Below are 14,423 nucleotides of genomic sequence, written 5' to 3'. Positions count from 1 at the left end.
TGTTAAGTTTAAAAAAGCCTTTTGTTAAGGGATAAAACAAAATCAAAGAAAAAAACTAAAAAAAAGTGAAAAAAAGACTTGCCAAAAGTAAAGATTCGGGATATACTAACTAAGCTGACTCGGTGAGAGTCAAGCGCGTCGATCTTTGAAAACTAAACAGGAAGAAAAGCACAAAATACAACGTCAATTCATAAAGAATCTGTCTTAGGACAGAGAAGATAAACGAGCTAAACAAACTCGAACAAATGGAGAGTTTGATCCTGGCTCAGGATGAACGCTGGCGGCGTGCCTAATACATGCAAGTCGAACGCTTTGTAAAGGAGCTTGCTTCTTTACGAGGAGTGGCGAACGGGTGAGTAATACATAAGCAATCTGCCCATCGGCCTGGGATAACAGTTGGAAACGACTGCTAATACCGGATAGGTTAGTTTCTGGCATCAGGGACTAATTAAAGTTGGGATACAACACGGATGGATGAGCTTATGGCGTATTAGCTAGTAGGTGAGGTAACGGCCCACCTAGGCGATGATACGTAGCCGACCTGAGAGGGTGACCGGCCACATTGGGACTGAGACACGGCCCAAACTCCTACGGGAGGCAGCAGTAGGGAATTTTCGGCAATGGGCGAAAGCCTGACCGAGCAACGCCGCGTGAGTGAAGAAGGCCTTCGGGTTGTAAAGCTCTGTTGTGAAGGAAGAACGGCTCATAGAGGGAATGCTATGGGAGTGACGGTACTTTACCAGAAAGCCACGGCTAACTACGTGCCAGCAGCCGCGGTAATACGTAGGTGGCGAGCGTTATCCGGAATTATTGGGCGTAAAGGGTGCGCAGGCGGTTTGAAAAGTTTAAGGTGAAAGCGTGGGGCTTAACCCCATACAGCCTTAGAAACTGTCAGACTAGAGTACAGGAGAGGGCAATGGAATTCCATGTGTAGCGGTAAAATGCGTAGATATATGGAGGAACACCAGTGGCGAAGGCGGTTGCCTGGCCTGTAACTGACGCTCATGCACGAAAGCGTGGGGAGCAAATAGGATTAGATACCCTAGTAGTCCACGCCGTAAACGATGAGAACTAAGTGTTGGGGAAACTCAGTGCTGCAGTTAACGCAATAAGTTCTCCGCCTGGGGAGTATGCACGCAAGTGTGAAACTCAAAGGAATTGACGGGGGCCCGCACAAGCGGTGGAGTATGTGGTTTAATTCGACGCAACGCGAAGAACCTTACCAGGTCTTGACATATCAGGCAAAGGCATAGAGATATGCTGGAGGTTATCCTGAATACAGGTGGTGCATGGTTGTCGTCAGCTCGTGTCGTGAGATGTTGGGTTAAGTCCCGCAACGAGCGCAACCCTTGTCTTTAGTTACTAACATTAAGTTGAGGACTCTAGAGAGACTGCCGGTGACAAACCGGAGGAAGGTGGGGATGACGTCAAATCATCATGCCCCTTATGACCTGGGCTACACACGTACTACAATGGCGGATACAACGAGAAGCAAGACAGCAATGTGGAGCAAACCTCAGAAAGTCCGTCTCAGTTCGGATTGAAGTCTGCAACCCGACTTCATGAAGCCGGAATCGCTAGTAATCGCGGATCAGCATGCCGCGGTGAATACGTTCTCGGGCCTTGTACACACCGCCCGTCAAACCATGAGAGTTGGCAATACCCGAAGCCGGTGGCCTAACCCTGCAAAGGGAGGGAGCCGTCGAAGGTAGGGCTGATGATTGGGGTTAAGTCGTAACAAGGTATCCCTACGGGAACGTGGGGATGGATCACCTCCTTTCTAAGGAGAAAGACGAGAAAAGTTGGATTTTGTGGAAAAGTAAGCCTGTTTAGTTTTGAGAGATCGAAAGATTTCTCAGTCCAGTGATTGTTCTTTGAAAACCGAATAACAGAAAACAGATAGAAAGACATGATCTTTCTGAAAAGTTGAAAAGATTTCAAAAATCAGAACAAGATATTTGAAGTTGAACGTTGAACAGTTCTTAAGAAAGAAAAGCGTAACTGGACGACTCGCAGTCAAGACAGGAACGCGTGATTAAATGAATAAGGGCGTATGGTGGATGCCTAGGCATGTAGAGCAGAAGAAGGACGCAGCTAACGGCGAAACGCGACGGGGAGTGGTAAGCACACATCGATCCGTCGGTGTCCGAATGGGGAAACCCAGCGCGAGTAATGTCGCGTTACCCATGAGTAAATACATAGCTCATGAGGAGAGAACCCAGGGAATTGAAACATCTTAGTACCTGGAGGAAAAGAAAATAAGAATGATTCCCTCAGTAGCGGCGAGCGAACGGGGAAGAGCCCAAACCAGCCTCAGGGCTGGGGTAGTAGGACCACAACGTGGTACGTTAACCGATAGAAGAAGGACATTGAAAGGTCCGCCAAAGAGGGTGCAAGCCCCGTAATCGAAATTGGAAGACGACCTAGTGGAATCCTGAGTACGGCGAGGCACGTGGAACCTTGTCGGAAGCATCCGGGACCATCCGGAAAGGCTAAATACTCCTACATGACCGATAGTGAACCAGTACCGTGAGGGAAAGGTGAAAAGAACCGCGGGAGCGGAGTGAAATAGAACCTGAAACCATATGCTTACAAGAAGACAGAGCCCGTTAAGGGGTGATGTCGTGCCTTTTGTAGAATGAACCGGCGAGTTATGTTATCGTGCAAGGTTAAGTGGAAGACACGGAGCCGAAGCGAAAGCGAGTCTGAAGAGGGCGAGAGTACGATGAGATAGACCCGAAGCCGTAGTGATCTAGCCATGACCAGGTTGAAGGTTGGGTGAAACCAACTGGAGGACCGAACCGACCCCCGTTGAAAAGTTGGCGGATGAGTTGTGGCTAGCGGAGAAATTCCAATCGAACACGGCGATAGCTGGTTCTCCCCGAAATAGCTTTAGGGCTAGCGTCGAAGTAAGGGTAGTGGAGGTAGAGCACTGAATTCATGATGGCGCCGTCAAGGTGTACTGAATGAAATCAAACTCCGAATGCCATTATGTCATCTTCGGCAGTCAGACTGTGGGTGATAAGGTCCATGGTCAAAAGGGAAACAGCCCAGATCATCAGTTAAGGTCCCAAAATTACTGCTAAGTGGAAAAGGATGTGGGGATGCACAGACAACTAGGAGGTTGGCTTAGAAGCAGCCACCCTTGAAAGAGTGCGTAACAGCTCACTAGTCGAGTGACCCTGCGCCGAAAATTAACCGGGGCTAAGCAGTATACCGAAACTATGGCAATGACTTCGGTCATTGGGTAGGGGAGCGTTCCATGGGCGTCGAAGCCGTACCGGAAGGAGCGGTGGAGCGCATGGAAGTGAGAATGCCGGTGTGAGTAGCGAGATGCAGGTGAGAATCCTGCACACCGATAGACCAAGGATTCCAGGGGAAGGTTCGTCCGCCCTGGGTAAGTCGGGACCTAAGGCGAGGCTGAAAAGCGTAGTCGATGGAAAACAGGTTGATATTCCTGTACCCGCGCATTGAGTGATGGAGTGACAAAGAAGGCTAACCGGACCGGTAAATGGATTCCGGATCAAGCGAGGTAGGAGGCAGTCAGGCAAATCCGGCTGTCAATCTGAAGGCGTGAAGAGGAGCGAACGGGCGACCCAGTAGCGAAGACGGCGATGCCAGCTTTCAAGAAAAGCTTCTAGCGCAAATCAATGAGCGGCCCGTACCAAAACCGACACAGGTGGTCAAGGCGAGAAGCCTAAGGTGAGCGAGAGAACTGTTGCCAAGGAACTCGGCAAAATAGCCCCGTACGTTCGCAAGAAGGGGCGCTCGAAAGAGCCGCAGTGAAGAGGCCCAAGCAACTGTTTAACTAAAACACAGCTCTCTGCAAAGTCGCAAGACGAAGTATAGGGGGTGACGCCTGCCCGGTGCTGGAAGGTTAAGAGGATGTGTTAGTGGCAACACGAAGCATTGAATTGAAGCCCCAGTGAACGGCGGCCGTAACTATAACGGTCCTAAGGTAGCGAAATTCCTTGTCAGGTAAGTTCTGACCCGCACGAAAGGCGTAATGATTTGGGCGCTGTCTCGGCAGCAGACTCGGTGAAATCTTAGTACCTGTGAAGATGCAGGTTACCCGCAACTAGACGGAAAGACCCCATGGAGCTTTACTGTAGCCTGATATTGAGTTTTGATCAAGTATGTACAGGATAGGTGGGAGACGAAGAAGTTGGGACGTCAGTTTCAATGGAGTCGACGTTGGGATACCACTCTTAGTTGATTGAAATTCTAACCTATATCCGTGAGCCGGGTAAGGGACAGTGTCAGGTGGGCAGTTTGACTGGGGCGGTCGCCTCCTAAAGAGTAACGGAGGCGCCCAAAGGTACCCTCAGATTGGTTGGAAATCAATCGACGAGCGCAAATGCAGAAGGGTGCTTGACTGCAAGACAGACAAGTCGAGCAGGGACGAAAGTCGGGATTAGTGATCCGGCGGTGCAGAATGGAATGGCCGTCGCTTAACGGATAAAAGCTACCCTGGGGATAACAGGCTGATCTCGCCCAAGAGTTCACATCGACGGCGAGGTTTGGCACCTCGATGTCGGCTCATCGCATCCTGGAGCTGAATTCGGTTCCAAGGGTTGGGCTGTCCGCCCATTAAAGCGGTACGCGAGCTGGGTTCAGAACGTCGTGAGACAGTTCGGTCCCTATCTGTTGTGGGCGTAGGAAATTTGAGGAGAGCTGTCCTTAGTACGAGAGGACCGGGATGGACCCACCGCTGGTGCACCAGTTGTATCGCCAGATGCATAGCTGGGTAGCTAAGTGGGGAACGGATAAACGCTGAAGGCATCTAAGCGTGAAACCGACTCCGAGATGAGATTTCCCATTTCCTAGAGAAAGTAAGACCCCTTGAAGACGACGAGGTAGATAGGTCAGAGATGGAAGCACAGTGATGTGTGGAGTTGACTGATACTAATCGGTCGAGGATTTAATCACATGAGGAAAAAACAAACGTTCATAACGAAGTAAGAAAGAGCAAGACTTTCTAGAAGCAACTGTTATTTGGTTTTCAGGGAATAATCCTGAAACGATCTGGTGACGATAGCGAAATGGTCACACCTGTTCCCATCCCGAACACAGAAGTTAAGCATTTCCGCGGCGAGAATAGCTATGCCTGCCATAGTGAAGGCAGCTCGTTGCCAGGTTCTTCGGTTCCCTTCCTAGGGAGCCTTTTTTCTTATTAGTTTTAACCATGAATAACGCATGTACTGACGTTTGGAAAAGGAGGAAAACGAATGCCTTCAATTGATGAACTGGAAGCCTACGCTCATGAAAATCATGTGCCGATTATGATGAAGACAGGGATTGAATTCATTCTGGAACTGATTCGCAACCAGGCCTATACCCGCATTTTAGAGTTGGGAACTGCGATTGGGTATTCCGCGATCCGCATGGCCAGGATTTCCCCTTTGATTCAGATCGACACGTTGGAAAACGATCCTGAACGGGCACAGGTGGCGATGAAGAACATCGCAGTGGAACACCTGGAATCTCAGATTCGGCTTCACGTCGTGGATATTGCCGAGTTTCAAACGGATCAGCAATACGATCTGATCTTTGTCGATGCGGCAAAGGCTCAGTATCCGCATTACATGCAGCAATTCCGTGCGAATCTGGCGGAAGGCGGCGTTTTTGTGTTTGATAATCTGAATTTCCATGGGATGGTAGAAGATCCGTCGCTGACGGAAAACAAAGGAACAAAACAGATGATCAAGAAGCTGCGGCGTTTCCGCGAAACCTTGATGACGGATCCGAATTGTCTGACGCAGTTCTATCCGGAAGTCGGCGATGGCGTTGCGGTTGTCGGCTTGTTAAGAAAATAGTTTAAAACCTGATGAAATATGATAGAATAGAGAAAAGGATCGGTGACAACGATGAAAAAAGGATTATTATTCGGTTTGCTGGCGACGGCCGCCGGCGCCGCCTATTTGTTAAGCAAAGCCGCCAATAAAAAAGAAGAAGAAAAAACGATTATTACGCTGAGCAGTGATGAGGAAGAACCACCAGTTCAGCCGATGAATGAAGATTCTGCAGAAACGCCTGAATCCGAGATGGCACAGGAAGAACCCGCTGAAGAAGAACCGCAGTATTCCCGTGAAGTCCAGGAAATCAATTTGATGTATCCGTATCTGAAGCCTGCCTTCATTTCAGCATCCCTGAAAGAACAGCTGGATTTTGATCAGAACTATCCGGAAGGCTCGCTGATTACCATTTATCACGACATCAGATTCCCAGCCGTGGAGGATCTGATTACTTTTGTGCGGATCATCAAGGAACATGACTATCAGATTAATGAAGCGGACGGCGATCAATCGCTGACGATCAGCAAAGATCTGATTGTGGAAAAAGGGAAAATCCTGAGCGATATCCTGAACGTTTCCAATCAGGTCTGCTGCCTGAACGGTCAATATCACGCTTATCGTCTGGAAGCCAAATAAAAGCAAACGAAAGTCTGGATGCGTCTGAGCGGCGTGACAGACTTTTCTTTTTTGACGTTCCTCAGCCTAAAAACAGTCGATTCTTTTAAGTAAGGGCTATCACAGAACGCCGATCCCAAAGTTCGTTCAAAATCCTGTTAATGTCTAAAAAATCCCTTTGCCGTAAGGGGTTCTTTCTTGTTTTAAAACGTGTGCATCTGTTGTATAATTAAAACACTTTGAGGTGAGAAGATGAAACAGCTGGAAGTCAAAAATCTAAGCTTTTCCTATGATGAATCGACGCATGCCGTGCGCAATGTGTCCTTCGCCATTGAGAAAGGCAGCTATACAACGATCATCGGTCATAACGGCAGCGGCAAGTCAACAATAGCCAAGCTGCTGATCGGTCTTTTGGAAAAAGATGAAGGGGAGATCCTGATTGACGATCTGCCTTTGAATGAGGAAAATCTGATGGAAATCCGCAGCCGTGTCGGGATCGTGTTCCAGAATCCGGATAATCAGTTTATCGGCTCGACGGTGCGTGACGATATCGCGTTTGGCTTGGAAAACCATTGTGTAGAACAATCCAAAATGGACGCTATCATTACGGAATTTGCGGAGAAAGTCAATATGACTGAGTATCTGGAAAGTGAACCGACACGCTTGTCCGGCGGTCAGAAACAGCGGGTTGCGATTGCCGGCGTTCTGGCAATGGCTCCGGAAATGATTATTTTTGATGAATCGACGAGCATGCTGGATCCCCAGGGCAAGGATGAGATCAACCGGGTGATCCGTCAGCTCCACGCACAAACGCAGCTGACCATCATTTCGATTACCCATGACATAGAAGAAGTTGCCAAGAGTGATCATGTGCTGGTGATGGATCAAGGGGAAATCAAGATGGAAGGCACACCGGAAGAAATCCTGCTGCGGGATAAAGAACTGATCCAGCTGCATCTGGATATTCCGTTCAGCATCAAGCTGCAGCAGCAGTTAAAGAAAAACGGTTTGACGATCAAGCCGGAAATTACGATTGAAGGGCTGGTGAATCAACTGTGTCAATTCGATTTGAAAAACTAAGCTATACCTATTCCAGCGGTACGCCGTTTGCCTATGCGGCACTCAAGGACGTCGATTTGGAAATTGAGGAAGGGAAAGTCACGGCGATCATCGGCAAGACAGGCAGCGGCAAGACCACGTTGGTGCAGCATTTAAACGCCTTGTTATTGCCGACTTCTGGGAAGCTGGAGATTCTCGGCCGGACGATCAGCGCCCAGGAGAAGCCGCAGCATTTAAAAAGTCTGCGCAAGGATGTGGGGCTTGTTTTCCAGTTCCCTGAATATCAGCTGTTTGAGGAAACGATTTTAAAAGATATTGCCTTCGGTCCGAAAAACTTTGGCGTCAGTGAGGAAGAAGCGGTGCGCCGGGCCAGAGAAGTGATCAAGGTCGTCGGCCTGGAGGAAGCGATGCTGGAGCGTTCGCCGCTGGATCTGTCAGGCGGGCAGAAACGCCGCGTTGCGATTGCTGGGATTCTGGCGATGGATCCGCAGGTGCTGGTGCTGGATGAACCGACAGCGGGATTAGATCCGCAGGGCGCCCAGTCGATGATGCAGCTGTTCATGAATCTCAACAAACAGATGCACAAGACCGTGCTGATCGTAACGCACGATATGGAACATGTCCTCAATTACTGTGATAACGTCGTTGTTGTCGATAACGGTGAAATCCTGCAGAAAACAACGGTTCAGGAGTTCTTCCGCAAAACCGATTTGCTGAAGCAGCTGAACATTCTGCCGCCGGCGATCATCCGGACGCGCGAGATGCTGAACCAGCGCGGCTTCCATTTATCTGAGGAGATCATGGACATTAAAACGTTGGCCAAGGCCATCCAGCGGGAGGTGAAGACGAAATGAATAATTTCGCATTAGGTAAATACCTGCCGCTGAATTCCCCGATTCATCGAATGGATCCGCGGGCAAAAATTATGGCAATGCTGATTGTGCTGATCGCGATCTTCTTCCCTGCCGGATTCTTAGGTTATGCGATCATCGCTGTCTGCACGATTGCAGTAGTGTTGATTGCCAAACTGAGCCTGAATTTCATTTGGCGTTCGATGAAACCGATGTTGTTCATGCTGCTGTTTTTGTTAATTGTCAATGTTCTTGTTCTGCGCACGGGCACGCCGTTAATCTCCGTGCTGGGCTTTACGATTTACAGTGACGCCGTATTTCAGACCCTGTATATTGCGATTCGTTTGATGCTGATGATCATCATTACCACGGTACTGACCGCGACGACCAAACCGCTGGATCTGACGCTGGGCATTGAAGATCTGCTTCAGCCGTTTCAGCGCTTCCATTTGCCATCGCATGAAATTGCGATGATGATTTCCATCGCCCTGCGCTTCATCCCGACTTTGATTGAGGAAACGCAGCGCATCATGCGGGCTCAGGCGAGCCGCGGCGTTGACTTGAAGGAAGGCAAGCTGAAAGAAAAGATTATGGCGGTTCTTTCATTAATCGTGCCGTTATTTGTATCCGCGTTTCAAAGAGCGGAAGAGCTGGCGAATGCGATGGAAGCCCGAGGCTACTGCCCAGGCCGCCCACGGACCCGTTATAAGGTCTTAAAAATGGAAGGCCGGGATTATCTGCTGCTGGCGGGTGCGGCCGCGTTATTGGGCGCTATGCTTGTTCTCTGGCTGGCATGAAGCAGCGCTTTAAGGCCGTTGTCAGCTATGACGGGTTTGATTATGCCGGATGGCAGATCCAGCCTGCGGATCGAGGCGCTACAATCCAGCAGACCATCCAGGATGTGATCAGCGCAATCTGTCAAACCCCCATCTCCATTACGGGTTCTGGGCGAACTGATGCCCAGGTTCATGCCTGGGGACAGGTTTTTCATTTCGACGTTGATTTTTCGCTCAGTGCTTTCCAATGGAAACGAGCGATGAATGGTCATCTGCCCAAGGATATCCATATTCGCTCAGTCGAAGCCGTGGATCCACATTTCCATGCGCGTTTTGATGCTATCGGAAAACGCTATGACTATCGAATCCAGCTGGGCGAGGCGAACGTCTTCACCCGTCGGTATGCTTTCCAGTCGCCCTGGTCGCTGGATGTGCTGACAATGCGTGAGGCTGCCGCTTATCTTGTGGGAGAACATGATTTTTCCTCTTTCTGTGCCAATACCCATGCAGAACTTCCAGATCAGGTCCGTACAATTACGCGCCTGGAACTGGTTGAAGAACCTGGGCAGCTGCGTTTGATCTATGAGGGCAATGGGTTTATGCGGTATATGGTCAGAATGATCACCGGCACATTGATCGAGGTTGGCCGCGGACGATTGGCTCCAGCCGAAGTCGGCCGAATGCTGGAAGCCAGAGACAAACAGATCTGTCATTTCAACGCTAAACCGCAAGGATTAACGTTGATGGAAGTGTATTATCCGCCTCAGCCCGAGGCAGGGTTGAAAGACAGCTTGAAAGAAAACGCTGACTCCGTGTTTCCTGGAATTTGACTTAAAATAAGATTGCCGCGAGGGCACGGAGCAGAGAATAAAAAAACTGATTCATGGACGAATCAGTTTTTTTGCGTTGCAGCCGGATCTTCAGATGGAAAAAACATGAATTACAAGATTACGATGGAACAGATAACGAAAGGATAAGGCCGAGGTTTGTTGCTAAACGATGTTTTCCAGCTTCGCTTTGATCTGTAAGAACATCGATTCTTCCTCACTGGCTTCGATCACGCTGATCATCGCCGGAAAATATTCACGCCGCAGCGGATTGACCAGCAGCATTTTCACATCGCAGAGCTGCTGCAGAGGCAGGGCCAGATCACAGGCTGAACCAAATAAAATAAAGCCGATCCCAGAGTTTTCCACAAACGGCGAGGCTTTCAGTGCTGTATAATGCAGCTGAGCCTGATTCAGGGCCGCTTCTGGGACTCCCGTTGGAATATGGGTAAATCCGATTTTTTTAATTTTCAGCAATTCCTCCATCAGGACAATCGGTTGTTCGCTGAAGTACAAAATATGTCTGTTCTCAGAAAGTTCCATTGTTATCACCTGATTTTAGTATGGTCCGGTCAATTCTGTTTATACTCTAGTTGACATATAATATTATACGACATATAATATTATACAAGGAGGAGATACCATGACATTTCAGATTGGATCGGTCCTGCTGGATGCCTGTGTTTTGGCAATCCTGGCCAAAGAGGATACCTATGGCTATCGTCTGACCCAGCAGATTAAAGAAACACTGGGGGTGTCGGAATCAACCTTGTATCCGGTACTGCGAAGACTTCAGAAAGAAGAATTGCTGGAAACCTATGATGTAGCGGTGATGGGCAGAAATCGGAGATATTATCGGCTGACCGAAGACGGGCTGGAGAAAAACACGGAATACAAACGGGAATGGGTGCATTTTTCCCAAAAAATAACGACAATTTTAGAGGGAGGAAATCTTGATGACTAGACAGATTTATCTGCATCGGCTGAAAGAAGCGCTGGAAGGCCTGCCGCGGGAGGAACAGGAAAGTGCGATGCGGTATTGTGAGGAATATTTTGATGAAGCGGGTGAGGATCAGTTTGAACAGGCAGTTCATGATCTGGGATCTCCGGAAGAATTTGCGAAGGGTATTCGCAGCAGCTATAACAGCCGGATGAATGCAGACCAGAAAGAACATAAGAGCTGGCCATGGCCGCTGATTCTGATTCTGGCGTTGGTGGCCTGTCCGATCTGGGTGCCGCTGGCGGCAGTGATCGTGATCCTGCTGATCATTTTCGGATTCCTGCTGTGTCTGCCATTTATGCTTATTCTGCTGCTTCTGTTCTTGTTTTTCGGACTGGCAGCTTCGCTGCTGATTACTGCAGTGAGAATGATATTTGTTTCTTGGGCTTCAGCCGGACTGGCTTTAGGCGGAATGTTAATCTGCGCAGCTCTGTTTCTGGTTTGCCTGTGCGGTTTGATTACCTTAATTAAAAAAGTTGTCCCTTGGGCAAAAGTGAAGGCGCAGGAAGGCTATGAATGGATTCAGGAAAGGAGGAGCCAGGCATGAAAACAGTATTAAAAATTGCGGCAGGCATGGGTGCAGCCGGATTAATTCTGATTCTTGTGATCTCGCTGATCAGCGGGAAGACTTCACTGACCTCTGAGGATTTGGGGATTAACGTGAATCAGCTGGAAAATGGAATCGGCATCAGCGTCGGCGATCATTGGATGGGAATGGGCCAGGGTTATAAGAACCGGCATCATCAGGACGATGAGGATGAAGTTCATTATCAGCACGGCATGGCTTACGGCGACGGGAATTTTCAGATCTATGAAGAAACGTTTTCCAATATCACAGGAATTGATGTGGAAAGTGATCTGGGCGATGTGACGCTGCTTCGCAACAGCGATACGGAAACGCGGGTGGAAGTGAGTTACCGAAATTGCCAGAGCGTTAAAACAAAAGTTGAAAATGGAATTTTGAAGGTCGAACTGGAGCATCTTGAACATACCCGGCTTTGCAATGTCGATCACGAACATAGCTGGATTGCAGTTTATGTCGGCAGCGGTGTGACGCTGACTAATTCCGAGGTGGAACTGGCGCTAGGAGATTTGTTTGTCGATGATCTGGATTTTGTGGATTCAGAATTTGAGATGGCACTGGGCGATGTGGATTTCAGCGGAACGCTGCATGGCCGCTGCAAATTTGATGTGGCCCTGGGCGATGTCGCGCTGACGCTTAATGGGAATCGCACTGACTATCAGATTGAAGCGGAAAATGCAATGGGCGATCTGGGAATCGGGACGGCTTATTACGATCAGAACCTTTCAAATTATTGGAAGGATACAAGCGGAACGCATCATCTGAAAATTGATAATGCCATGGGAGATACGAATATTCAGTTTCGCTGAAATGGTTTCGGATTAACAAGATAAATAAGTGTATCTGAGAAACGGCAGTTTGCCGTTTTTCGCTTTTTTCAGGGAAATGGCACACGGAGAGCTGTGGAAATCAGGTAAATGATGAAAAGAGTGAAAATAAACGGTAAAAAGCCTAAAAAACAGTTGACGAAAAGGGGCTGGGAGTTTAGAATAATACTCGGCAACTTATGCCAAATGTAGCCCCGGAAACTACACTTGGTTAGGAGGAATTAAATTATGCGCCAGACAACTATGGCAAAACCAAATGAAGTTGTACGTCAGTGGTACGTCGTTGACGGACAAGGATTAACACTGGGACGTCTTGCGAGTGAAGTCGCGACCGTTCTGCGTGGAAAGCACAAACCTACATTTACACCGAATGTTGACTGCGGTGATTATGTCATCGTCATCAATGCTGACAAGATCGAGATCACTGGAGATCAGGATAACAAGAAGAGCTATTTCAGCCACTCGATGCATCCAGGCGGACTGCGCGTTCGTACGACTCGTGTCATGCGTGAACAGTATACTGTTGAATGGGTCGAAAAGGCCATCAAGGGTATGTTGCCGCACACGAAGTTAGGCGATGTTATGCGTACACATCTGTTTGTTTACACAGGCAGCGAACATCCGCATCAGGCTCAGAAACCTGTTGAGCTGAAAATCAAGGGTTAGTAAGGAGAAAGACTAATGGCAGCGAAAAAGAAATCAAACGTAACGTATATCGGCACAGGCCGTCGTAAAACAGCTGTTGCCCGCGTCTTCATGACCCCGGGCACAGGTGCAATGAGCATCAATGGAAAGACTTTGGAGGAATACCTGCCGGAAGAAACACTGCGCATGGTTGTCCGTTCCCCGTTGGAACTGACAGAAACTCTGGGTCAGTTTGACATCAAGATCAATGTCTGTGGCGGTGGATTCACCGGCCAGGCAGGCGCTATGCGTCATGGTATCGCACGGGCATTGCTGGAAGCTTCCAGTGATTACCGTCCGAAGCTGAAGGCAGCGGGTTTCCTGACTCGTGACAGCCGCGCTAAGGAACGGAAGAAGTATGGCTTAAAGGCCGCTCGTCGTGCTCCGCAGTTCAGCAAGCGTTAATCTGCTGTACAAACTGTATCAAAAACAGATCAAAGAACCCCGAGAAATCAAAGACTTCCGGGGTTTTCTTATTTCTGACTGGAAGAGCTGATAGGGTTTGACATAGTTTGGCCAAATATGAATCATTGAATATGATTTTAATGCAAGCATTCAGTATAGATGATGACTGGGTGCTTTTTCTATTTCCAGAAGCAATCAACATAATTTAGAAATAAGGTGAAGTCTATGAACGCGCAAGTCATCGCCTGCTCAAACTAAAAAGATGGAACGGCGTTACGTCTTCACTCTGTTTTTTTTCAGTATCTTTGTGTTTCGCTTTCATATGCCAATAATAGAATCAGAAAAGAACTTATCGCAAAGGAAGTTCAGAATAGATGCGTACATTAGAAAAAGTTTTGGAGTTGGAAACAGAGCTGATTGGTAAAAAGTGAATTTGGATACATACAGAATTGTTTGTGGGAGATGAAGGAAAAATCTATAGTAGAGTATGTGATTGCCGCCAGCAAGGGAGATCTCTTTCCTATTCGCAGTTTTAGCAGGTCTGACAATATATAATCGAGAGAGAACCTACTAAATATGTCAACGGACAGAGTATTCGGAACACGGAGTATCAAAACTTGAAATGCCAAACTGGCTTTGCAAGTTTTGATCAGGAAGAAAAGAATTATGGTGGCCGTAGGACACTTCCTTATGCATTTACAGAACAGGGAATTTCTATGCTGGCCAGTGTGTTGCATAGCGAAGTAGCAGTTAAGGTAAGCTTTGGAATTACGTTGATTGAGGATGTTGGTGTTGTGAGGAACATTCTTCTGAGATTAGAGCTGGAAATAGAGGGGTAAATTACATCGGAATTTGTGATTAAGAAATAGGATGACCCATATACAAAGAGCCGAAAAAAGCCCGGAATACACAAGGAAAACGGTGTTCTGGGAATTGCAACATGGCTTAAAGGCCGCTCGTCGTGCTCCGCGGTTCAGCAGCGTTAATTACAAGACCTATCA

13 protein-coding genes and 3 rRNA genes are annotated in these 14,423 nt (G+C 48.2%); 15 read left to right on the top strand and 1 reads right to left on the bottom strand.

The window, feature by feature from the left end; all coding sequences use genetic code 11:
- Nucleotides 1-242: 242 nt before the first annotated feature.
- From MCG46_RS17610 to truA, 9 genes are all read left to right on the top strand, one after another.
- A 16S ribosomal RNA gene (locus tag MCG46_RS17610) occupies nt 243-1,780 on the top strand.
- A 253-nt stretch (nt 1,781-2,033) separates the two neighbouring features.
- Nucleotides 2,034-4,929 (top strand): 23S ribosomal RNA (locus tag MCG46_RS17605).
- Nucleotides 4,930-5,024: 95 nt separating this feature from the next.
- Nucleotides 5,025-5,138, top strand: a 5S ribosomal RNA gene (gene rrf, locus MCG46_RS17600).
- Together the 16S, 23S and 5S rRNA genes form the textbook arrangement of a ribosomal RNA operon.
- Nucleotides 5,139-5,228: 90 nt before the next feature.
- On the top strand, nt 5,229-5,816 hold the full coding sequence (locus MCG46_RS17595; RefSeq protein ID WP_240281150.1) for an O-methyltransferase: 588 nt from the start codon (nt 5,229-5,231) through the stop codon (nt 5,814-5,816).
- Between the two features lie 51 nt (nt 5,817-5,867).
- The gene (locus MCG46_RS17590; protein ID WP_240281149.1) at nt 5,868-6,431 is read left to right on the top strand and encodes a hypothetical protein; all 564 of its coding nucleotides are present in this window, start codon (nt 5,868-5,870) and stop codon (nt 6,429-6,431) included.
- Between the two features lie 231 nt (nt 6,432-6,662).
- Complete coding sequence (locus tag MCG46_RS17585; RefSeq protein ID WP_020226428.1) at nt 6,663-7,490, top strand: energy-coupling factor transporter ATPase; 828 nt, start codon at nt 6,663-6,665, stop codon at nt 7,488-7,490.
- Nucleotides 7,466-8,323, top strand: coding sequence for an energy-coupling factor transporter ATPase (locus MCG46_RS17580; RefSeq protein WP_240281148.1), 858 nt, complete (start codon nt 7,466-7,468; stop codon nt 8,321-8,323). Before MCG46_RS17585 ends, MCG46_RS17580 begins: the two co-directional genes overlap by 25 nt.
- Nucleotides 8,320-9,117 (top strand): energy-coupling factor transporter transmembrane component T family protein, encoded by a 798-nt coding sequence (locus tag MCG46_RS17575; RefSeq protein WP_020226426.1) that lies wholly within the window; start codon nt 8,320-8,322, stop codon nt 9,115-9,117. The genes MCG46_RS17580 and MCG46_RS17575 overlap by 4 nt, the downstream gene beginning before the upstream one ends.
- Entirely contained in the window at nt 9,114-9,926 is an 813-nt protein-coding gene (gene truA, locus MCG46_RS17570) for a tRNA pseudouridine(38-40) synthase TruA (protein ID WP_240281147.1), read from the top strand. Before MCG46_RS17575 ends, truA begins: the two co-directional genes overlap by 4 nt.
- A 162-nt stretch (nt 9,927-10,088) precedes the next feature.
- Here the strand turns inward: truA and MCG46_RS17565 are convergent, their stop codons facing one another.
- Entirely contained in the window at nt 10,089-10,466 is a 378-nt protein-coding gene (locus MCG46_RS17565; protein ID WP_240281146.1) for a hypothetical protein, read from the bottom strand.
- A 100-nt stretch (nt 10,467-10,566) separates the two neighbouring features.
- Between MCG46_RS17565 and MCG46_RS17560 the strand changes: the two genes are divergently transcribed.
- The 6 genes from MCG46_RS17560 (at nt 10,567) to MCG46_RS17535 (ending at nt 14,261) form a co-directional block, all read left to right on the top strand.
- Nucleotides 10,567-10,887 carry a PadR family transcriptional regulator gene (locus MCG46_RS17560; RefSeq protein WP_020226423.1) on the top strand — a complete coding sequence of 107 codons (321 nt, stop codon included), beginning with the start codon at nt 10,567-10,569 and terminating at the stop codon, nt 10,885-10,887.
- Nucleotides 10,880-11,470, top strand: coding sequence for a DUF1700 domain-containing protein (locus MCG46_RS17555; protein WP_240281145.1), 591 nt, complete (start codon nt 10,880-10,882; stop codon nt 11,468-11,470). The genes MCG46_RS17560 and MCG46_RS17555 overlap by 8 nt, the downstream gene beginning before the upstream one ends.
- Entirely contained in the window at nt 11,467-12,315 is an 849-nt protein-coding gene (locus MCG46_RS17550) for a DUF4097 family beta strand repeat-containing protein (protein ID WP_240281144.1), read from the top strand. Before MCG46_RS17555 ends, MCG46_RS17550 begins: the two co-directional genes overlap by 4 nt.
- Before the next feature lie 246 nt (nt 12,316-12,561).
- Entirely contained in the window at nt 12,562-12,999 is a 438-nt protein-coding gene (gene rplM / locus MCG46_RS17545; RefSeq protein ID WP_020226420.1) for a 50S ribosomal protein L13, read from the top strand.
- Between the two features lie 15 nt (nt 13,000-13,014).
- Nucleotides 13,015-13,422 (top strand): 30S ribosomal protein S9, encoded by a 408-nt coding sequence (gene rpsI, locus MCG46_RS17540; RefSeq protein ID WP_006059536.1) that lies wholly within the window; start codon nt 13,015-13,017, stop codon nt 13,420-13,422.
- Nucleotides 13,423-13,973: 551 nt separating this feature from the next.
- A complete protein-coding gene (locus MCG46_RS17535; RefSeq protein ID WP_345893101.1) occupies nt 13,974-14,261 on the top strand; it encodes an ORF6N domain-containing protein in 288 nt (95 codons plus the stop codon).
- Nucleotides 14,262-14,423: the final 162 nt, after the last annotated feature.

The sequence above is a fragment of the Holdemania massiliensis genome, from assembly GCF_022440805.1.
GTDB lineage: Bacteria > Bacillota_I > Bacilli_A > Erysipelotrichales > Erysipelotrichaceae > Holdemania > Holdemania massiliensis_A.
This window is presented reverse-complemented; position numbering and strand designations above follow the sequence as displayed.

Excerpts from the sequence above, each read along its gene's own strand:
- MCG46_RS17595 (WP_240281150.1), top strand. The coding sequence starts at position 5,229 with ATGCCTTCAATTGATGAACTGGAAGCCTACGCTCATGAAAATCATGTG.
- MCG46_RS17590 (WP_240281149.1), top strand. The coding sequence starts at position 5,868 with ATGAAAAAAGGATTATTATTCGGTTTGCTGGCGACGGCCGCCGGCGCC.
- MCG46_RS17585 (WP_020226428.1), top strand. The coding sequence starts at position 6,663 with ATGAAACAGCTGGAAGTCAAAAATCTAAGCTTTTCCTATGATGAATCG.
- MCG46_RS17575 (WP_020226426.1), top strand. The coding sequence starts at position 8,320 with ATGAATAATTTCGCATTAGGTAAATACCTGCCGCTGAATTCCCCGATT.
- truA (WP_240281147.1), top strand. The coding sequence starts at position 9,114 with ATGAAGCAGCGCTTTAAGGCCGTTGTCAGCTATGACGGGTTTGATTAT.
- MCG46_RS17565 (WP_240281146.1), bottom strand. The coding sequence starts at position 10,466 with ATGGAACTTTCTGAGAACAGACATATTTTGTACTTCAGCGAACAACCG.
- MCG46_RS17560 (WP_020226423.1), top strand. The coding sequence starts at position 10,567 with ATGACATTTCAGATTGGATCGGTCCTGCTGGATGCCTGTGTTTTGGCA.
- MCG46_RS17555 (WP_240281145.1), top strand. The coding sequence starts at position 10,880 with ATGACTAGACAGATTTATCTGCATCGGCTGAAAGAAGCGCTGGAAGGC.
- MCG46_RS17550 (WP_240281144.1), top strand. The coding sequence starts at position 11,467 with ATGAAAACAGTATTAAAAATTGCGGCAGGCATGGGTGCAGCCGGATTA.
- rplM (WP_020226420.1), top strand. The coding sequence starts at position 12,562 with ATGCGCCAGACAACTATGGCAAAACCAAATGAAGTTGTACGTCAGTGG.
- rpsI (WP_006059536.1), top strand. The coding sequence starts at position 13,015 with ATGGCAGCGAAAAAGAAATCAAACGTAACGTATATCGGCACAGGCCGT.